Origin of the sequence: Pseudoalteromonas sp. DY56-GL22, from assembly GCF_041414715.1 — a bacterium.
Classification (GTDB): Bacteria; Pseudomonadota; Gammaproteobacteria; order Enterobacterales; family Alteromonadaceae; genus Pseudoalteromonas; species Pseudoalteromonas simplex.
This window is the reverse complement of sequence record NZ_JANHZR010000016.1, coordinates 13,067-33,791: the sequence shown is the minus strand read 5'-3', so window position 1 is coordinate 33,791 and position 20,725 is coordinate 13,067. Positions and strand designations below refer to the sequence as shown.

The window sequence follows — 20,725 nt, the reverse complement described above, 5'->3', positions numbered from 1 at the left end:
TGAAACGAAACAGCGCCGATGATAGTGTAGCAGCTGCTATGTGAAAGTAGGTCATCGCCAGGCTCCAAATAAGAGAAAGCCCGATTCGAAAGAGTCGGGCTTTTTTGCGTTTGGAGCTTTCAGCCAGGTAGGTTGGGTAGAGCGGAGCGAAACGAAACCCAACGTGAGTTAGCGAGTTACAAGTTAGCAAGGGTAAAGTTGAACTGTGGGGTTGTTTAGTACAGAGTCATTCTAAGCTCACCCTGTTCATTCTCCAGGTAGGTTGGGTAGAGCGGAGCGAAACCCAACATAATCCATATGACCCTCTTCATAACCCATGGTTAAAAATTCTTAAAATCTCTACTGGTCTAACAGGTTAGCGATCTCTAAAACGGCTTATTTCACCTTGCGCTAATTCGTCTTTTATTAATGAACTTTACCTCTGCATTGTGCATGACGAATTACCACGCTGTTGGGTTTCGCTGCGCTCTACCCAACCTACGCCACGCCTTCCAACTTTCCAGTTGCTAACAAAAAAGCCCAGCCGGTTTCCCGGCTGGGCTTCTATATCTAGTAATGATGAGATTACTTAATAACCATACTGTAGATAAGCGCAAATACTGCTAGAGAGCCAACTGTTAATACGAACAGTGTGCTTAAGCGGTTTCTGTATTTGTGTAAGCTAGGTACTTTATAAACGGCAATCATTGGCATGATGAAAAGGATCATGGCGATGATAGGGCCTGACAGCTGATCCATCATGTCTAAAATACTTGGGTTGATCACTGAGCAATACCAAATAGCAAAGAACATGATAACAGTGCCAATCTTATCAACGAGTTTAGGGTTCATATGGGCTTGCTTACTAACAAGGCCGTTGAAGCTCTCACGGGCACCTAAGAAGTGACCTAAGAATGAAGATGTAATCGCGATAAAGGCTACTAATGGCCCTAAGGTCGCAATAAACGAGTTATCTGTAATATTGGCAAGGAATGACAAGATAGACACGTTATCAGCTTTTGCTTGTACCATTTGTTCAGTAGATAGTGACAGCACACACGAGAATACAAACAGTAAAACAAACACGATTAATAGTAGGCTAGTACGCTTTAGAATTGCTTCTGACTTCATTTTAGCATTATTGCCGTATTGAGCACGTTGTACATGCACAAAGCTTGAGATCGCAGCTGCGTGGCTAAATGAGAATACAATGATAGGTATTGATAACCAAAGTGTTTTCATAAAGCCTGAAAACTCAGGGACAGACACATCTGGCAATTGCCAGCTTGGGATCAGGTAAATCGATAAGAAAAACAAGATAGCGACAAGGGGATAAACAAGGATTGCAAAAGCACGTAACATCAGTGCTTCGCCACCAAGCATTAAACTGATCATACCGCCAACGAGTACACCAGATAACAGTACGCGTGGTGGTGATTCCATACCTAGTTGATTAACGATAAAGCTATCAACAGTGTTGGTTAATCCTACACCGTAAATAAGTAAAATAGGGAAGATAGAGAGAAAATACAGTAAAGAGATTAAGCGCCCGGCGTTAATGCCAAAGTGTTCTTCTACTACATCGGTAAAGTCTGCTTTAGGCTGTTTTGATGATAAAACAAATCGGGCTAAGCCTCTGTGAGCTAAGTAAGTCATCGGAAAGGCAAGGCATGCCATGATAATCAAAGGCCAAAATCCGCCGATACCGATATTAATTGGTAAGAATAAAATCCCTGCACCGACTGCGGTGCCAAATAAACTTAATACCCATTGGGTGTCATGAAGATTCCATTTTGAGTTACTACTTGTTGTCGATGCATCATACGGCATAGCATCTTGATGTGTGTTCATTAGCACTCCACTATTAGAATAATAATTGTCGCGCAGCATATAGAAAAGCGACTTAGAATGCATGTTTTAGCGTTGTATTTAAATAACTATGCTGTAAGGAGAGACTTACAAAAGAAGAAAGTTGGGCTTATTTATAAAGCCCAGTTGTGGTATTTATTCTGCTGCTGCAAGTGCGCGAGCTTTAATATCTGCGGCAAATGCTAAACCTTTCTTAAAACGTGCCTCAGCTGCAGTGATTTCACTTTCATCGCCATTAGCGGCAAGCACTCCTTGTGAAAGGGCTTTATAAAGTGCGCTAATTTGGGCCTCGTAGCCAGATTCAATTGCTTTTTCAACAGTCGTCATGGTTATTCCTTTTGTAAACTAAAATATGCCTAAAAGTTTGGTCTGATGATACATCTTAAAATGCCTACGCTACGAAAGAGAGAGCTCTTTGTGCAACTTTATTCACCATCTTTAGGGTTTGTTCAAATACCCATTTGATGAACTCAACAGTTAACTCTTTTATTTTCGCCTTCGCATATCCAGCAAATGCAAGCATACATGCAAGTAATCCATTTATCGGCCCAGACAAGTCTACAGTATGAAATTGATTGTTAGCGAGAATCACGGCAATTCTGTCATACAAACTTAAGCCATTAGCGACACCATTTTGTAAAGCATTAAGACAGCCTAGTTTAGCTTGGCGTAATACAGTCATAAGAGCTTCACTCAAACGATTCATCCAATAAATTGATGGCTGCACTTGAACCGCATGGCTAGCACTTAATACAACTCTATTAAAAGGATTGAAAGTAACTCGCTTATTAATACTTTCCCAGGTTTGCTTTTGCGAGTTTCGGGTATAAAACTTCATTACGTGATGCCATGGAATGATAAGTTGGGTACTATCCATTCTATATTCAGGGGCATTGTAAGGAGCTTGCATAAACGGCCAGAAGGGTACCATAGGCACAATATCACCACCATTGACGCAGCGATATATATTGTGAGGTTCTAAGGTATTAGTCGTGCTTAATGCAAAATTTGTTAAGCCAACTTTTGGTGCTCCAAATGTGTACAGTTTGACGTTAACGTTAAAGCATCGTTTAGCCCAATCAGCGACTAATGACGCAATCGCACCACCTAGGCTATGTCCTACACAATGAACAGTCGCTAAAGGTTTTAGCTCTTTAATCACTGGAGCTAGTTGTAGTTTTAGCGTTTCGAATACAGAATTGAAACCAGCATGGACACTATGACCGCCCTCAAACACACTTAAATTTGCTCTTAGATCGGTTGAAACATCGTACAAAGAAGCTGTTCCACGAATAGCCAGTACTAAATCATTTTTGAATGGGTTCATCCGCCCTGTAGGAGATGTGCCTTTGCCAACAAGTACAAAACCGGTTTGATGGCCACTAGCGTGAGCCATTGCTCCGCCTGATATTCCCTTAACAGGGCCTCTTGATAGATCGAATGAAAATATGTTTTCCAAAGAGTTTGAGGTAATTATTTCATACCGGCCTCTTCGGTCCGGTATTTTTATATCATAAGAAATCTTTGCTAATTCTGCACACAGAATTGGTGTTAAAGTTGCCATTGAAAATCCTTTTAATTTTGTTTTTCCCACCGAGCGATGCTTTTAATAAAGTGCTCGTCTAATGAATCTTTAGGGTTTATTAAATGGTGTTTTAATTCTTCATTCGATAAATCAGCATTCAAGTTAGCTAAACACTTTTTAAATTCAATAGGAGTTTTTAACCCATGCTGAAACCCAATCCATAGGTTATAAATCTGGCCATCTTTCTCTAGATCTATGATTATTCTAACTACGGGTTCATGAAAAATACTCCCAGGTTTACGGGACTTTAAAGATTTTGCAGGGAATTTGAAGTAACCATTATCATCGGTGTAAACACTATCTAGTTCTTCGTCATCATAGGTTAAGCTTCTCTCTACAAGCTGATTTGCAAGAGGGATTCCATTTTCAAAAAGCTGGCCATTTACTTCAGGGCATAGCTCGACTATGTAGCGAATTAATCCGAGCATATATCATTCCTTGTTAAAACTCGTGTCCCTATAATTATCCATTTATTTATCAAAACTTCAATGAGGTAATTTATATTTTGTTGGTCTTACGGTGTTTTATTGATTGCATAAATTTAATTAATGTTTGTATATGTAAGGTGGAATAGTACTAAGGGTTTTACTTCTTGGGTTAAAGCATACTAATAATAAACTTTTAGGAAGCTTATAATTAAATTGATGTAATCTTACAGATAGTGAATTGAAATTCTGAGTATGAAATTGATCAACACTATGGTGAGATGGGTATGAATTTATTAAGTTGACGCTGGGTTTCGCTTCGCTCTACCCAGCCTACGGTATTTAACGGAATGCTTTTAGTTCTGTAATGCCGATACGACAAAAAAAGGATTCAGATACTCTTCTTTACTGTTATACAGTAGTGGGCTGCCATCGAGTTTGCTAACCGTTGCGCCTGCTATTTCGGCAATCGCATGACCTGCTCCGGTATCCCACTCACAGGTTGGGCCAAGGCGTGGGTATATATCAGCACTACCTTCGGCAACCAGACAAAGTTTTAGCGAGCTGCCCTTTGAAACCATTTCTACATCTTCAAACTGTTTTACAAATTCAGCTAGATCAGGAGAAGGGTGTGAACGGCTGCCGACAACACGGATAAGCCCTTTATTTGGTTTACGGGTTACCTTAAGTTCAATGCGCTCATCACCTTTATCTTTAAAGGCACCAATTGCCTCAGCAGCAATATACGACACACCTAATGCCGGTGCATCGACAACAGCTAATACTGGTTTACCTTTATCAATCAAGGCAATGTTCACTGTAAACTCGCCATTCTTTTTAATGAACTCTTTGGTGCCATCAATTGGGTCTACTAACCAGTAGCGTTGCCAAGTTTGACGGATATCCCAGCTAATATCAGCGCTTTCTTCACTTAGAATTGGTACATCAGGGGTGAGATGTTGTAAGCCATTCACAATCACTTTGTGAGCTGCTAGGTCGGCGTCGGTCACTGGGCTTTCATCAGCTTTGTACTCAACATTAAAGTCCTTTTCGTAAATCCCCATTATTGCACTGCCGGCTTGGCGTGCGAGGAGTAAGATTTCTTCTAGCAGTTCCGTTTGATTCATGACTTAACCTATAATTTGCTGTTGTTTTAAATACGCTACCAGCTCTTGCACCGATTGGTCTAGGGTGTTTTTACTGGTATCGATTTTAATTTCTGGCGATGTAGGGATTTGATAGTCTGAGTCGATACCAGTGAAGTGCTTAATTTCACCTGCGCGCGCTTTTTTATACAGCCCTTTAGGGTCGCGTGTTTCACACACGTCGAGCGGGGTATCTAAAAATACTTCAATAAACTCACCATCCTCTACTAAGTTTCTTACCATATCGCGTTCGCTTTGAAATGGCGAAATAAATGCGGTTAATACCACAAGACCGGCATCGACCATTAGCTTTGCAGTTTCACCAACGCGGCGAATGTTTTCCACGCGGTCTTCATCTGTAAAGCCAAGATCTTTACACAAGCCATGACGCACGTTGTCACCATCAAGTAGGTAGGTATGAACGCCTAAATGGTTTAATGCGCTTTCTAGTGCGTTAGCAACTGTGCTTTTGCCTGAACCTGAAAAACCAGTGAACCATAGAATGGCAGGCTTATGCTTTTTTTGCTCAATACGCTGTGATTTGCTAATGGCGTAATTATGCCAAACGATATTTTCATCCATTGTCTTTACTCTCGTTATTGAAATGGGAATACCAGCGGTATGAGTGTTAAAACCGTAATCGAGTAAATAATCGATAAAGGTAAGCCCATGGCAATGTAATCTTTAAGGCGGTAATTTCCCGCACTGTAAACCATCAAGTTAGTTTGATAACCAAATGGCGAAATGAAACTCGCTGATGCACCAAATGCGACAGCCATAATAAAAGGCAACGGTGATACATCAAAACCAACGGCGAGTGCATACGCTACCGGAAATGAAAGCGCGGCAGCGGCATTATTGGTAATGAGTTCGGTAAACAAAACCGTCATCAAGAATATTGCGATAAATGCCCCGTAAGGCCCAAAATCACCTAATACGTATAACATGGCTGATGAAATTTCACCGGCAAGGCCTGTGCCTATCATGAGTTTGGCAAGGCCAATAGCACTACCCACTACTGCGAGTAACTCAATTGGAAAACGACGTTTTACTTCACTTAGCTTGATTGTACCCGTTAGCATTAAACCGATAAGAAGAACGAGTAGGCCTTTCACTAAGGGAACGAGGCCAACAATACTTAACCCCAATACGGCTGCAAAACTTGCTAACACAATATTTGATTGCTTAGGTTTTAAATGGGTTTGTAAATCAAGACCTGAAATATAAACGAACTCACGTTTTAAATTAGGTAGCGAGTAAAACTCTTTGCCAGGCGCTAGGATCAGCGAGTCACCAGCTTGCAACTGAACTTTACCCAAACCACCTTGTAAACGGTCATGGCCGCGGCGAATAGCAATAACGGCAGCATGAAATTGTTCACGAAAGCGAACTTCTTTAATTGTTTTACCAATGTATTTTGAAGAATGGCTAACAACAACTTCAACTAAGTGCTCAACGTCTTTCTCATGTTTGTCGTGCACAACTTTTAAGCCGTCAAATTGGGTGAGCAGAGGTACTGACTTTATATCACCTACAAAAAGTAATACGTCACCTTCATTGATAACTTGTTTTGGGGTAACCGCACAAATACGTTTATCACCGCGGATTATTTCGGCTAAGAACAAGTCTTTTAATTCACGAAGGCCATTTTCCTCAACACTTTTACCAATGAGTTTTGAGCCTGCTTCTACTTTACCTTCTAGGTAAAAGGGCACCACTTCTTGGTCGTTTTTACCGTTATCTGGTAAATACTTGAGCATCACTAAAATAGTGATAAGGCCAACGCTCAGTGCGCCTAAGCCAATCAAGGTAAAATCAAAAAAGCCAAGCGGCTCCATGCCCGCTTCAACGGCAAAGCCATTAACAATTAAATTGGTTGAGGTGCCAATCAGGGTGATCGTGCCACCTAAAATGGCGGTGTATGATAAAGGCAATAAAAGTTTAGACGGTGAATGTGTTGGGCTTTCTTTTATCGCACTGATCAGCGATGCCACTACCGCAGTATTATTGGTAAATGATGATAAAAAGGCGGTTGATAAACCAAGCTTGGTCACCGAACTTGTCAGGCTGCCTTTCGAAAGAGACTGAGCAAGCTTTTGCACTAACGTGGTTTTTTCTACAGCTATCGAAACGAGTACAAGTAGAATAAGAGTGATTAAAGAAGGGTTTGCATAGTTAATTAGCATATCTTCAAGGCTTATTAGCCCTGCTAAATAACTAATACCAATGGCGCCGACAAATAACCATGCAGGTTTTAGTCGAGTGCCAAAAAGGCACCCCACTAATACCAGCATAATGCCTGTTAATACCAGCTGTTGATACATGCTTTTTACTTCCTATAACAGGCGAATAGTGGTTATTTAAGCTTAGTTATATCAAGCGCTTGCCAATGAGGGAAGTGCTTGCGTACTAAAGCGTTAAATTCAACTTCAAAGTCGCTAAAGCTACTTTGTTGTTCTTCAGTGCTAAGTAATTGCTCAATCATACCTGCCGCAACGGTTAGGTTTGATAAGCGGTCAATTAGGATAAACGCACCTGTTTCATGATTATTGTGGTACTCATCAGCCAAAATTGTTTCTGTAAGCTCTAAGGTTACAATTGCAATTTCGTTAAGTTGTAATGAATCAGCTTGACCATGCTCAAGGGTATTTACATCAATCGTGTGATCGATTTTTCTTACCACTGCCGAGGTATTTTTGCTGCCTAACTTAAAGTTATAGCTTTTACCTAATACTAACGGTGCTTCATGCATCCATACTAGTTTAGCTTGAATACGGTTTGTTACAGCAGCTTTTGAAGCGGCTGGTACAATTACATCGCCACGGCTGATATCAATTTCGTCGTTTAACGTTAAAGTGATTGCTTGGCCTGCTTCAGCGGTATCTAAGTTGCCATCGAAAGTGACAATCTCTTTGATGCTTGAGCTTTTACCTGATGGTAATACTTTTACAGCATCACCCACGCTGAACTTGCCAGACGTTAGAGTGCCTTGGAAGCCACGGAAGTCTAAGTTAGGGCGTACCACATATTGCACCGGAAGACGCGCTTCAAAACCGTTATCAATTTCAGCCGCTGGTGAGTCTTCAAGTAACTCAAGCAGTGGTTTATCTGTGTAATAAGGTGTGTGCTCTGAGCGTGTAACTACGTTGTCACCTTTTAGTGCTGACATAGGCACAAACTTGATATTAGTAACGTTTAGTTGATCTGCAAACTTAAGGTAGTCGGCTTTGATTTTTTCGTATACGGTTTCATCGAAATCGACGATATCCATCTTGTTGATAGCAACAACAAACTGCTTAATACCTAATGAGTCACAGATAAAGCTATGACGCTTAGTTTGTACTTGTACGCCGTAACGCGCATCAACTAAGATAATCGCCACATCACTGGTTGATGCGCCGGTTACCATGTTACGCGTGTACTGCTCATGTCCTGGTGTATCAGCAATAATGAACTTACGTTTTGCTGTTGAGAAGTAACGATAAGCAACGTCAATGGTAATACCTTGCTCACGCTCTGCTTGAAGACCATCTACAAGAAGTGCTAAATCAAGCTCTTCACCGGCATTACCGACTTTTTCATTGTCTTTATGCAGGGCTGCAAGTTGGTCTTCATAAATTTGGTGACTGTCATGTAAAAGGCGGCCAATCAGCGTTGATTTACCGTCATCCACACTACCACAGGTCAGCATGCGTAAAAGGCTTTTGTCTTGTTGGCGAGCAAGGTAGGCGTCGATGCCTAACTCTCTTACTTCATTAATCGTGTCGTTTGTTTTAGACATTAGAAATAGCCCTCACATTTTTTCTTTTCCATTGAACCAGCAGAGTCGTGATCAATCACGCGGCCTTCACGCTCAGAAGAGGTTGAAAGCAGCATTTCTTCGATAATTTCAGTTAAGGTACCTGCTGTTGATTCCACAGCACCTGTTAGTGGGTAGCAACCAAGAGTACGAAAACGTACCGACTTCATTTGCGGTACTTCGCCTTCTTCTAATGGCATACGCTCATCATCAACCATGATTAGCGTGCCGTTACGCTCAACAACAGGGCGCTCTTTGGCAAGGTAAAGAGGAACCATTTCAATGTTTTCTTGGTAGATATACTGCCAAATATCCAGCTCAGTCCAGTTAGATAGCGGGAATACACGAATGCTTTCACCTGGGTTAACTTGGCTGTTGTACGTATTCCAAAGCTCTGGACGTTGGTTTTTTGGATCCCATCTGTGATGTTTATCTCGGAATGAGTAAACACGCTCTTTAGCTCGTGATTTCTCTTCGTCACGACGTGCACCACCAAACGCAGCATCAAAGCCGTATTTATCTAACGCTTGCTTTAAGCCTTGCGTTTTCATGATGTCGGTGTGCTTTGCCGAGCCGTGAACAAATGGATTGATATCAATCTCTAACCCTTCAGGGTTTTTGTGGACGATTAAATCAAAGCCATACTCTTTAGCTAGGCGGTCACGAAACGCGATCATTTCCTTAAACTTCCAGTTGGTGTCAACGTGTAAAAGTGGAAATGGGATCTTTGCTGGATAAAACGCTTTACGCGCTAAGTGTAATAACACAGATGAATCTTTACCGATTGAGTAAAGCATCACCGGGTTTTCAAACTCAGCAGCAACTTCGCGCATGATTTTGATACTTTCAGCTTCTAATTGCTGAAGGTGTGTTAAAGCCATTGTTAGTCGTCCTACTAAAATGATTAAAAGTTAAATTAAGCTACGCCAGTAATTGGCTGGGCAAAGCTGCTGGTTTGTTCTGTTTGACCAAACCATGCAAGCTGATGGTGCAATGATGCAACTTCACCAATAATTAATAGGGCGGGTGAAATAATGCTATGGCGCGAAATCAAGTCGGCCAGCTCACCTAATTGCCCTGTTACCACACGTTGTTCTTTACGTGTGCCATTTTCGATAATGGCAACGGGGGTATCTGCACCGCGGCCATGTTTTAATAGTTGTGCTTGAATATGTGGTGATTTAATCACGCCCATATAAATCGCTAAGGTCTGATTTGGCTTGGCGAGTGACTGCCAATCTAATTCTTGACCATCTTTTTTACAGTGACCTGTTACAAACTGAATGGCTTGCGCATGATCTCTGTGAGTAAGTGGAATACCTGCATAAGCGCTACAACCTGCAGCAGCAGTAATACCCGGTACGATTTGGTAACGCACTTTATTCGCGGCAAGAACTTGTACTTCTTCACCACCACGACCATAAATAAACGGATCGCCACCTTTAATACGGCATACTTTTTTGCCTTGCTTGGCAAAATCGACCAACATCTGATTGGTATCTTCTTGCGCTACGCTGTGATCGCCTAAACGTTTACCTACGCAAACTAGGTCGGCATCACGGCGAACTAAATCCATAATTTCATCAGAAACCAAGTAATCATATACCACCACATCAGCTTGTTGCATTAACTGCAGTGCTTTTAGTGTTAATAGCTCTGGGTCACCTGGGCCTGCACCAACAATATACACTTCGCCTTCAGGCTCTGGCTTTGCATCTAACAGTTGCTCTAACTGCGCTGTTGCAGCGTCGGTATTACCCGCTTGCACTTTACTTACGACTGATGAATCAAATACGCCTTCCCAAAACTGGCGACGATCGGCAAAGTGTTTAAAGCGTTGTTTTACTTTGTCACGAAAGCTACCAACTAATGTAGCGAGTGGACCAATATGCTGTGGAATAAGCGTTTCGAGTTTTTCGCGTAAACGACGTGCTAATACTGGCGCTGTGCCTGCGCTTGAAATTGCAATTGTGATTGGATCACGGTCAACAATTGATGGAAAAATAAAGCTGCACTTAGGTTGATCATCCACCACGTTAACGAAAATATTGCGCGCATTAGCAAGTTTGAACACATCTTTGTTAACGCTGTCTATATCAGTTGCAGCGATCACTAGCATTTGCTGATCTAAATATTGTTCTTTGAATAAGTCGTTAATGAGTGTTACATCACCTTTCTCAGCAAGTTCTCGAAGTTCATCACAAAATTCAGGGGCGACTAGCGTCACATGAGCACGCGCTTTTAAAAACGCACGGCATTTGCGTAACGCAACATCTCCACCGCCGACTACCAGCACAGGTTTGTCGTCTAATTTGGTAAAGATTGGTAAATATTGCACTTTGTTCTCACCCCTAAAACACATCAAGAAACTGCTTATTGCAGGCAAGCAGAATATAGTGCTCTAAAAAAAGTAAAAAATAATTAAAACCAAGTTTATATAACTAAAAGTTATACCAGGTGGTTTGTTTTGGCTTAAGACTTAGTTAACAAGGGATTGCGGCGAGTTACAAGTAAATAAGCAGCCTTATGGTGATTAGTTATGATTTATAGCCGAATGATAAAAATTTGCTACTATAGGTCACTAATATGGCAACACAACTATAAGAACTATGACTAAAATGCAAACAAGCGCTGCCCAAGCGGTGGCACTGATGGACTTAACAACTCTGAATGACAGCGACACAACACAAACCATTAATAACTTGGTTGCCAGTATTGAGCCAACGTTAGGCATTCCTGCAGCGGTTTGTGTGTATAGCCAGTTTGTTAGCGATGCAAAGCTTGCTCTCGCTGAGCGCGAACTACAGCAAGTCAAAGTGGCTACAGTTACTAACTTTCCTAGTGGGGAGCAATCGTTAGAGCAAGTGTTAAATGAAACCCTGTTTGCCATTGAGCGCGGCGCTGATGAAATTGATTTAGTGATCCCTTATAAAGCGCTAATTGCCGGTGATGAGCGCAAAGTTTTAGAGTATGTCAAAGCGTCAAAAGAGGCATGTGGCACTCAAGCGCAGCTTAAAGTCATTATCGAAAGTGGCGAATTAAGCGATGACCTCATTGCAACAGCAACAAAGCTGGCAATTGATGGCGGCGCTGACTTTGTTAAAACCAGTACCGGTAAAGTGGCTGTTAATGCAACGCTAGCTGCAACAGACATCATGTTAAGCACTATAAAAGCGAGTGGTAAAAAGGTTGGTTTTAAAGCAGCGGGCGGGGTCAGAACAGTCACCGATGCTGCTGAGTATTTAGCCCTAGCTGAATCAATTATGGGTGAAGCGTACTTACAACCCGAGCTATTTCGTTTTGGCGCTTCTGGGTTATTAAAAGATGTGTATGCAACATTAAATGAATCGTGAAAGTGAACAAGAGAAAATAGCGCTCGAGCATGGCGCAGCAAAGTTATTTTTGCGCAGTTACGAAAAGCAGTTTGGCGTGAGTATGCGTAATATTTGGCATAATACGCCAAGTAAGCCAGACGTGAGTTGTTATAAAGGTGATGAACGGCTTGATATTGAAGTCGCACATTTATATGCCAGCGAAACAGAGGCAATGGCGGTGTTAGGTCGGCCGCTGTCTATCTCAATGCAACGAGATCTTGCTGAAATGGCTTTAGCACCCAGTAACGAGCGTTTGCACTGTGCTTTACATCGCTTGCTGGCACAAAAAGCTAAGAAACACTACGAGTCTACTCAGCCTTGGTTATTAATTCGAAATGCCAGTACTATATGGCATCTTGATGATTTTAAGTCAGTACTTACTCACCTTTATGTGCCTAAGCATCATCCATTTCAACAAATTTGGTTGTTATGTGATTTTTATCGTGGTGAGTTATTACAAATTTTATAACTAAGGTTTTAAACAGCCAGTGCTGGCACTGGCTGTTAGTTTGCTTAGTTAAATTTAAACATACTGCCAAAGCTTTCTAAACTTGATTTGTTCGTTTTGGCAATACACCCTGAATCATCAAGAGACTTTTTAGTTGTCTCATCAGCAAGGCCTGTCACTTTCAGCTTTTTTTCTTGCTGATACTCAGTGAGAGCAATCACCGTTGCTTGATCGTACTCTACGTCTTCTATTTCATATTCTTCGTAGTGAGGCTGCCTTTTCAAATAACCCAAACAAACCAAGTTCAGTCGTGACATCGCTAAGTCAGTTTTTTCGTAGTAAGGCATTCTGTGAGTTGGAACACTAACCGATGCAACTGGCGCTTTAGCTGGAGCTGCAGCTGCGGTTACTTTTAGTGGTGCAGGGGCTGTATGGCCAGCTGCAATGGTGTTATCACTATTATAGCGATAATAAGTTGTTGGCACTTTTGACTCTAAAAACTCAACAGCTTTTACGATCACTTCGCGCAATGCTTTTTCTTTTGGTGTGTTTGACCAGCTACTTAAGTTACCACCAACGAGTGCGCCACCAAAATTGGTAGCAGCAGATGTAAAGTCAAAATCTTTACTGCCGCCCTCAACACTGGTAGCGGCTAAAATACGAGAAGTACGCGTGTCGATTAAGCGTAAATCTATCGCCATGTGCGAACTTGAAAAACCCGCCGATACCGAGCTAAATACATCGCCGATAAAGCCACCACTGCCGACACGAGTGCCTGAGTTGTCATCATCAAACTCTGTGACTGCGGCAACCACAACAATTTCGGCTCCCTCTATTTCACCATACGCAGCACCAGAAGCTGCACTCACACGGCCTGACACAGCAAGGTCTTGTTCTGATAATACGGCATCAAGTGCTTGTCGCTCTAAAACAATGAACCGATTGGTGCTAACTAATGCGGTTGTAAGTTGATCGGCCATACCTTCACCAATTTCTTTACGCCACCAATATGAATCATTTGATTTATCAGTAAAGCGGGCAACAGCGATCCGAGCTTTTGGGCCATTGTATTGCTGCTGTGCAACTTCGTTTATATCTGGGCTATTGGTATTGCTGGTGGTTGTCGAAGTACTCTGGCATGCAGTCAGTGCCGCAGCAAGTAACGTAATCGAAATTGCTTTGTGTGTTTTGGTGAGCATATGACTTTCCTTAACTTATATCTCATGCAGTAAATAACGCCGCACTATGGGCTTTGTTGTTATTGACGTTTGTATGGATAAGCTATAAAAATCAGTGTTTTATTAATAGCACTCAGGCGAAAACTTTATTCACTGATGCGAAATTCGGCATGTTTTTGATGTTTTTCTCGATACTGTTTTGGTGATAAGCCAACATAGCTCTTAAAGCTTCGGGCAAAATAGCTTTGTGAACTAAAACCTGCTTGCTCCGCGACTTGACCAATTGCTAACGCGCTATCGATTAGCTGTTTTTTTGCAAACTCTAAGCGAGTATTGCGCAAATAATCAGAAGGTGTTTGTGAGTACAAGGCTTTCATTTTTAGTTGCAGAGCTCGTGAGCTTAAACATAACGCAGAGGCTAGCTGTTCAACCGAAAAGCTTTCATCTTGGTAATGCGCTTGTACTATTTGCTTAAGCTTTTCTGTAAAAGAGTAATCTTTATTTTGCACAGTTACTGCAGCTGTATCGCTATTCAGAGGAGCTGCCAGTTGTGCTGTTAGGTGCTGGTTTAAAATTTGTCTCAGATTAAGCAGTCCTTTTACTCTACTTACTAGTAGAGTAGGTTCAAAAGGTTTACTCAAAAAGTCATCAGCTAATAAATCCAGCCCTTTTAAGCGGCTGTGGGTATCTGCTTTAGCTGAAAGTAATAATACTGGAATGTGGCTGGTGGCCGGATTTGCTCGAAGGGCTGCTAGTAGTTGATAACCATCCATATTTGGCATCATCACATCACTAATAATGAGCTCAGGTAAGTTTGACTGGCAAAGATCGAGAGCTTGTTGACCATCAGTTGCACAAATGCAGTTAAACTCTTTATTAAATAAAGAAAGGAGTAGCTCTGCCATTTCCTCATTATCTTCAACAATCAGCAGTGTTGGTTGTGAGGCATGAACATGCATAGCGCTACTTGCTTGATTATCAGCACTTTCAATCATAGGTAATGACACAGTAAAGCAGCTACCTTCAGCGATTTTACTGCTTACACTAATAGAACCACCGTATTGTTCAACGAGTTGTTTTACTAAGCTCAGGCCAATACCACTTCCTGCTTCTGACGATGTTAAGCGAGTAAAGCGCTGAAAAATCGACTGCTGATGCTCACTGGCAATACCCACACCAGTATCAGTAATTTTAAACTGTAACGCTTGTTGTACTTCACTAAGGTGAATATCGACTGTGCCACCTGCAGGGGTGTACTTAAGAGCGTTGCTTATCAGATTACTAAAAATCGAGTGAGCATGCTCAGGAGCAAGGTTAATCTTAAGTGCTGTAGTGGTGGTGTCAGTGAAGCTAAATTGCAGCTGTTTTTGCTCATACAGAGGCCTGAAATCCGCCACTAAATCTGTTAAAAATGGCGTAATAGAATAGGGGCTGACAGTGTAAATTGCCGTGCTTGGGCGTTGACTCAATTGTAAAAGTTGATTGATTAGCTCTAGTAAGCGTTGGCAGTTTCGTTTAATACTGGCTAGTTGCGTTTGAGCTTTTGGATCGGCATTGCTTCGCTGCAACTGACTGATAGGAGCGAGTATTAAGCTAAGTGGTGTTTTGAGTTCGTGGCTAATGTTATCTAAAAACTGGTCTTTTAATTTGTTTAGCTCAATTTCGGTTTGCTTCTCTTGCTCTGCTAGTTTGCGCTTGTACAAGGCATTTAACACAAGCCAAGTCAGTGCTAAAGCAAACACAAAGTAAATACAGTAGGCTAGTTTAGTTTGCCACCAAGGAGGCACAACAGTAAGTTCTAACAGCTGTGTACTGTCACTCCATTGACCATATTGATCTTTTGCTTTTAGCAATAACTGGTAGTGACCAGCAGGCAGCTGTGGATAGTTAATTTGTCTAAGGGATGCATCGGTATATAAAAATTGCTCATCAAAGCCAGCTAGCTTGTAGCCATATTGATAATGTTTTGGAGTTGCACCATTTTTTAATGCACTAAATTTAAAGCCGATAACCCCAGCAGATTGTGCAAACGAGAATGTCTGAGTTGCACTAGCAAGGGTATTGGTTTGCTTATCAAAATGATTACTTTTAATTGTTTGGTTATTAAGTAATAACTCAGTTAACACTGGCGTAGGGGGTGTGTGCGATAAGGTTAGTTGCTCAGGGTAAAAATGATTGTAGCCATTAATACCACCAAAAAATAACTCGCCATCGTCAGCTTGAAAGCTCGCACCTAATATAAATGATTGATGCTGAATGCCGTCTTCTGGTAGAAACTGCTGCATTTGCTGCGTGCTGGGGTTATAACGAGTGAGTCCGCCATTGGTTGCAAGCCAAAGCATGTCTTGTTTATCGGCAAGAATGTCAAAAATGTTGTCATTAGCTAAACCTTGTTGTTCAGTAATCTGTTTCACTGTGAGGGTATGCTTGTTGACTTGATTCAAGCCTTGCATGGTGCCAACCCAAATGCTGTCGTCATTCAGCAATAAAGAGGTGACCATGTTATGGCTAAGCCCTGCCTCACCAGAGCTTTGTTCATCTAATAAACTAAATTGCTCTGTTGATATATCGAGTTTATTGAGTCCTGCTCGGGTACCAATCCACAGTGCATGCTCTTTATTATCATAAGCCAAAGTAAATACGGTGTTGTTGGCAAGGCTATTTTGCGTATCACTGTGTTTATAGTGAGTTACTTTGGCAGAGGCTGGCTCGAAACGGGTTAGGCCTTGGTTACTACCAAGCCAAAGCGCACCTGTTTTGTCGCTGGTAATTGCGTAAACACGGTCACTGGCTAGCTGGTGGCTTTGCATGGTGAAAGCTGTAAACTCATCAAGGCTGTCTTGATACTTTATTAAGCCGCCTCCGTACGTACCTATCCACAACTGCTGGTTAGCGTCTTCGTGTAGGGCAAATATATTGTTATTGGTTAGGGCGTCTTTAAAGTGCTGATAACCAGAGGTTGTTTTGCGATTGAGTCCATCACGGGTACCAACCCAGACCTCACCATTGGCTCTTTTAACTATTGAACGGACAAAGTTATGACTTAACGAATTTGCTTGAGAGGTTTTTAATTGATGAGAGAACTGTTGCTGCTTAGGATCATAGCGGTGCACACCATAGCCGTCTGTGCCCAGCCAAATAATACCTTGCGAGTCTTGATAAAGAGAAAGCAAATAGTCGCTGCTTAAGCCATTGTGGTTTTGTTTGTCATGACGATGTTGAGTGAATCGCTCTTGTAAGTCAGCACCTGCAGGTAAAAGGTATAGACCTTGCCCGTAGCTTGTAAGCCAAAGGTTTTGCTGTTGGTCAACGAGGCTGTCTGTTACCCAGATTCCATTAAACTGTTCGATTTTTTCACTACTTTGCGTTGCTAAATTTAATATATAAAGACCTTTTTTAGCGCCAATAAGCAGCTTTTCGTCATTAAGCAATTTGAGATGCCAGAGCGGCACGGAAATCTGAGCATGCTGAGTAAATTGCTCAGTGCTTGAGTTAAATGAAATAAGCCCTTTATCTGTGGCAAGCCAAATTAGTTCATCGGTAATAACAATGTCTCGAACCAGTGGCTGCGCTGATTCATAGTGAAAGTGTGTAAAGCTATTATTTGATACATCAAAACGGGTTAATTTACCGTGTTCGTGGCCAAGCCACATAACATCGTCTTTAGCTAACGCCATAGACCAAATTTTATCTTCACTTAGGCTTTCATTATGGTGTGTAGAAAACACCTCAAACAGACCGGTTTTAGGGTTGAGTCTATTAAGCCCTTTGCTTGCAGTCGAAAACCATAGCTGGTTTTTACTATCTCTAACACAGCCTGTAATCCAATTCCCTGAAATGCTTTTATCATCGCTGTTAGCTTTAAAACGCTTAAATTCATAACCATCAAAGCGATTTAAGCCACCTTGTGTGGCAAACCATAAAAAACCTTGTTGGTCAGTGATGCTGCAAGTGATTGAATTTTGGCTCAGGCCCTGCTGACTATTAAAAGTGCTAAGGTGTAAAGAACGGGCACTACTCTGATTAGCCATCAACAAAATGAGGCATAACAATACAATATTAAAAGGGGATTTTAATAGCAGCACACTGATCCATGTTGTTTTATGTTCCTGTAATGGGTTTATGATAAACTGCTTTTTAATCAATGTTAATATTGATTTTTAAACGAACTGATGAGATTTTAACTAATGGGTATCTTTTACTCTTGTGTTAATGAATTGCGTAAGTATAATAGGCATCCACTTTGCAGGGGCGTAGTTCCAATTGGTAGAACAGCGGTCTCCAAAACCGACGGTTGGGAGTTCGAATCTCTCCGCCCCTGCCACTTTTTACACAATGTGTGCTAAGTCTGAAATTAAAAATCGGTTTAAACAAGTCAGTTTTTAAGTTTAGATTTTAATGGATTAACCCTGCCAGAGCGCAGGGTTGTTGTGTCTGTAGTTAAGGTAAAAATATTATGAGCACGAATGTAGAAACACCATCAAGTGCGATGGATTCAGTAAAGTGGATTGTAGCAATTGCGCTACTAGCAGGCGCAGTCGTTGGTAACCACATGTATGCAGACCAATCTGTATTATTACGTGCTATTGGTGTAGTGGTTGCTGTTGCAGCTGGTTTAGGCATTGCCTCACTAACTGAAAAAGGTCGTACTTTTCTTGCGTTTGCAAAAGAAGCACGTATCGAAGTACGTAAAGTTGTGTGGCCAACTCGCCAAGAAACAACACATACGACATTAATTGTAATGGTTGCAACTGTGATTATGGCGCTTATCCTTTGGGGATTAGATGGCATTTTATTCCGCGCAGTAGGCTTTTTAACTGGATTGGAGATCTAATCCCATGTCGGATGAGAAGAACGAAAAGAAACTACGTTGGTACGTAGTACAAGCTTTCTCTGGTTACGAGAAGCGTGTAGCACAAACTATTCTTGAGCACATCAAGATCGAAGGTTTGGAAGATAGTTTTGGTGAAGTATTAGTACCAACTGAAGAAGTTGTTGAGATGCGCGCTGGCCAAAAGCGTAAGTCTGAGCGTAAATTCTTCCCAGGTTACGTACTAGTTCAAATGGACATGAACGATGCAAGCTGGCACTTAGTGAACAGCACTGCACGTGTTATGGGCTTCATTGGTGGTACGTCTGATCGTCCAGCGCCAATTAGCCAAAAAGAAGCTGACCGCATCTTAAACCGTCTTCAAGAGAACTCTGAAGCACCTAAGCCAGCTACATTATTCGAGCCAGGCGAAGTTGTTCGTGTTATCGATGGTCCATTTGCTGACTTCAGCGGTGTTGTTGAAGAAGTTGATTACGAGAAGAGCCGCGTGAAAGTGTCTGTTCTTATCTTCGGTCGTTCGACACCTGTTGACCTTGAATTTGGTCAAGTTGAGCAAGACAAGTAAGTAAAAAATTAAAGCTGCCAAAATCGTTTAATATTTTGGCAATAAGCTTGAAAAAGGCCGCTGATTAACTTATAATCAGCGGCCTTTTTGTGTTAGGGCAAGTTACAACTTGTTTTATCACTAAAAAGTGAGAACCAATTTTTAAACTGGGAAGCCGTTAGAGTACGCGTCCTCGCGCGCACAAGGCTATGACCCACCAAATGAGGTATTTATTATGGCTAAAAAAGTTGAAGCTATTATCAAGCTACAAGTTGCCGCTGGTATGGCTAACCCTAGTCCTCCAGTAGGTCCAGCACTAGGTCAACACGGTGTAAACATCATGGAATTCTGTAAAGCGTTCAACGCACGTACAGAATCTATCGAAAAAGGCGCTCCAGTTCCTGTAGTGATCTCTGTTTACGGTGACCGTTCTTTCACGTTCGACATGAAAACTCCACCGGCTGCTTACTTACTTAAGAAAGCTGCAGGCATCAAATCAGGTTCTGGCCGTCCTAACACTGAAAAAGTGGGTACAGTAACTCGTGCTCAACTTGAAGAAATCGTTGAGACAAAACGACCTGACCTTACAGCGGCTGATATGGACGCTGCAGTTCGCACTATCGCAGGTTCTGCGCGTGCGATGGGCTTGAACGTAGAGGACTAAGATAATGGCAAAATTAACTAAACGTATGCGTACTATCCGCGAAAAAGTGGATGTAACTAAAGATTACGAAATCAACGAAGCAGTTGCCCTTTTAAAAGAGTTAGCGACAGCTAAATTCGTAGAAAGTGTTGACGTTGCTGTTAACCTTGGTATCGATGCTCGTAAATCTGACCAAAACGTACGTGGTGCAACTGTACTACCTAACGGTACTGGTCGTGAAGTTCGTGTTGCTGTATTCACACAAGGCGCTAACGCAGATGCTGCGAAAGAAGCTGGTGCTGAATTAGTGGGCATGGAAGATCTTGCTGATCTAGTTAAGAAAGGCGAGATGAACTTTGACGTTGTTGTTGCATCTCCAGACGCTATGCGTGTTGTTGGTCAACTAGGTCAAATCTTAGGTCCACGTGGTCTAATGCCAAACCCTAAAACTGGTACTGTAACGCCTAACGTTGCAGAAGCAGTTAAAAACGCGAAAGCAGGTCAAGTTCGTTACCGTAACGACAAGAACGGTATCATCCATACTACTATCGGTAAGGTTGATTTCACTGCTGAGCAACTTCAACAAAACCTTGAAGCTCTTATTGTTGCGCTTAAGAAGGCTAAACCTTCTCAAGCAAAAGGTACTTACGTGAAGAAAGTAACTATCTCTACAACAATGGGCGCAGGTGTTGCTGTTGACCAAAACTCTCTAAGCACAGTTGTTGCTTAATTAAGAGTTTACATGGCGCGAAATTTGAACTATAATTTTGCGCCATTTTGTTGAGAAAGTTAATTTCAAAACAAGTAAAGAATTCGGGTTGAAGTCCATAATTTCGTAATGCCTTCGGGTAAAAACGATAAATTGGACTTCCGTCCAAGACCGTAGGCGGCTTCGGCCTTAATAT

The 20,725-nt window shown here is 41.8% G+C and carries 18 protein-coding genes and 1 tRNA gene; 7 read left to right on the top strand and 12 right to left on the bottom strand.

The genetic code is table 11. The features are described from left to right. Positions 1–564: 564 nt before the first annotated feature. The 10 genes from NO991_RS20095 to cysG form a co-directional block, all read right to left on the bottom strand. Complete coding sequence (locus NO991_RS20095; RefSeq protein ID WP_371352328.1) at positions 565–1,830, bottom strand: aromatic amino acid transport family protein; 1,266 nt, start codon at positions 1,828–1,830, stop codon at positions 565–567. A 153-nt stretch (positions 1,831–1,983) separates the two neighbouring features. Further along, entirely contained in the window at positions 1,984–2,175 is a 192-nt protein-coding gene (locus NO991_RS20090; protein WP_138600937.1) for a hypothetical protein, read from the bottom strand. A 64-nt stretch (positions 2,176–2,239) separates the two neighbouring features. Next, complete coding sequence (locus NO991_RS20085) at positions 2,240–3,244, bottom strand: lipase family protein (protein WP_228482692.1); 1,005 nt, start codon at positions 3,242–3,244, stop codon at positions 2,240–2,242. Between the two features lie 179 nt (positions 3,245–3,423). After that, positions 3,424–3,861: a DUF6795 domain-containing protein gene (locus tag NO991_RS20080; RefSeq protein WP_300418422.1), complete on the bottom strand. Its 438-nt coding sequence runs from the start codon at positions 3,859–3,861 to the stop codon at positions 3,424–3,426. A gap of 353 nt (positions 3,862–4,214) precedes the next feature. Continuing rightward, a complete protein-coding gene (gene cysQ, locus NO991_RS20075) occupies positions 4,215–4,985 on the bottom strand; it encodes a 3'(2'),5'-bisphosphate nucleotidase CysQ (RefSeq protein WP_300418425.1) in 771 nt (256 codons plus the stop codon). 3 nt (positions 4,986–4,988) lie between these two features. Next, complete coding sequence (gene cysC, locus NO991_RS20070; protein WP_138618648.1) at positions 4,989–5,585, bottom strand: adenylyl-sulfate kinase; 597 nt, start codon at positions 5,583–5,585, stop codon at positions 4,989–4,991. A gap of 14 nt (positions 5,586–5,599) precedes the next feature. Continuing rightward, positions 5,600–7,327 carry an SLC13 family permease gene (locus tag NO991_RS20065; protein ID WP_300363169.1) on the bottom strand — a complete coding sequence of 576 codons (1,728 nt, stop codon included), beginning with the start codon at positions 7,325–7,327 and terminating at the stop codon, positions 5,600–5,602. Positions 7,328–7,359: 32 nt separating this feature from the next. After that, a complete protein-coding gene (gene cysN / locus NO991_RS20060) occupies positions 7,360–8,784 on the bottom strand; it encodes a sulfate adenylyltransferase subunit CysN (RefSeq protein ID WP_138618646.1) in 1,425 nt (474 codons plus the stop codon). Next, positions 8,784–9,683, bottom strand: coding sequence for a sulfate adenylyltransferase subunit CysD (gene cysD, locus NO991_RS20055; RefSeq protein WP_371352327.1), 900 nt, complete (start codon positions 9,681–9,683; stop codon positions 8,784–8,786). Before cysD ends, cysN begins: the two co-directional genes overlap by 1 nt. Positions 9,684–9,718: 35 nt before the next feature. Next, positions 9,719–11,140: a siroheme synthase CysG gene (gene cysG / locus NO991_RS20050; protein ID WP_300362581.1), complete on the bottom strand. Its 1,422-nt coding sequence runs from the start codon at positions 11,138–11,140 to the stop codon at positions 9,719–9,721. A 271-nt stretch (positions 11,141–11,411) separates the two neighbouring features. Here cysG and deoC point away from each other — a divergent pair, with 271 nt between their 5' ends. Then, positions 11,412–12,155, top strand: coding sequence for a deoxyribose-phosphate aldolase (deoC, locus tag NO991_RS20045; protein ID WP_294411950.1), 744 nt, complete (start codon positions 11,412–11,414; stop codon positions 12,153–12,155). Then, a complete protein-coding gene (locus tag NO991_RS20040) occupies positions 12,145–12,645 on the top strand; it encodes a hypothetical protein (RefSeq protein ID WP_300545108.1) in 501 nt (166 codons plus the stop codon). The genes deoC and NO991_RS20040 overlap by 11 nt, the downstream gene beginning before the upstream one ends. A gap of 44 nt (positions 12,646–12,689) precedes the next feature. Here the strand turns inward: NO991_RS20040 and NO991_RS20035 are convergent, their stop codons facing one another. Both NO991_RS20035 and NO991_RS20030 read right to left on the bottom strand, forming a co-directional pair. Further along, positions 12,690–13,823, bottom strand: a complete 1,134-nt coding sequence (locus NO991_RS20035; RefSeq protein ID WP_300545111.1) for a CsgG/HfaB family protein — start codon at positions 13,821–13,823, stop codon at positions 12,690–12,692. Between the two features lie 125 nt (positions 13,824–13,948). Further along, complete coding sequence (locus NO991_RS20030) at positions 13,949–17,833, bottom strand: two-component regulator propeller domain-containing protein (protein WP_371352325.1); 3,885 nt, start codon at positions 17,831–17,833, stop codon at positions 13,949–13,951. A 216-nt stretch (positions 17,834–18,049) separates the two neighbouring features. Between NO991_RS20030 and NO991_RS20025 the strand changes: the two genes are divergently transcribed. From NO991_RS20025 to rplA, 5 genes are all read left to right on the top strand, one after another. After that, a tRNA-Trp gene (locus NO991_RS20025) sits at positions 18,050–18,126 on the top strand. Positions 18,127–18,258: 132 nt separating this feature from the next. Then, positions 18,259–18,636, top strand: coding sequence for a preprotein translocase subunit SecE (secE, locus tag NO991_RS20020; protein WP_036971579.1), 378 nt, complete (start codon positions 18,259–18,261; stop codon positions 18,634–18,636). Between the two features lie 4 nt (positions 18,637–18,640). Next, on the top strand, positions 18,641–19,198 hold the full coding sequence (gene nusG, locus NO991_RS20015; protein ID WP_054554826.1) for a transcription termination/antitermination protein NusG: 558 nt from the start codon (positions 18,641–18,643) through the stop codon (positions 19,196–19,198). A 214-nt stretch (positions 19,199–19,412) separates the two neighbouring features. Continuing rightward, positions 19,413–19,841: a 50S ribosomal protein L11 gene (gene rplK / locus NO991_RS20010; protein ID WP_054554827.1), complete on the top strand. Its 429-nt coding sequence runs from the start codon at positions 19,413–19,415 to the stop codon at positions 19,839–19,841. Between the two features lie 4 nt (positions 19,842–19,845). Then, complete coding sequence (gene rplA, locus NO991_RS20005) at positions 19,846–20,550, top strand: 50S ribosomal protein L1 (RefSeq protein ID WP_054554828.1); 705 nt, start codon at positions 19,846–19,848, stop codon at positions 20,548–20,550. Positions 20,551–20,725: the final 175 nt, after the last annotated feature.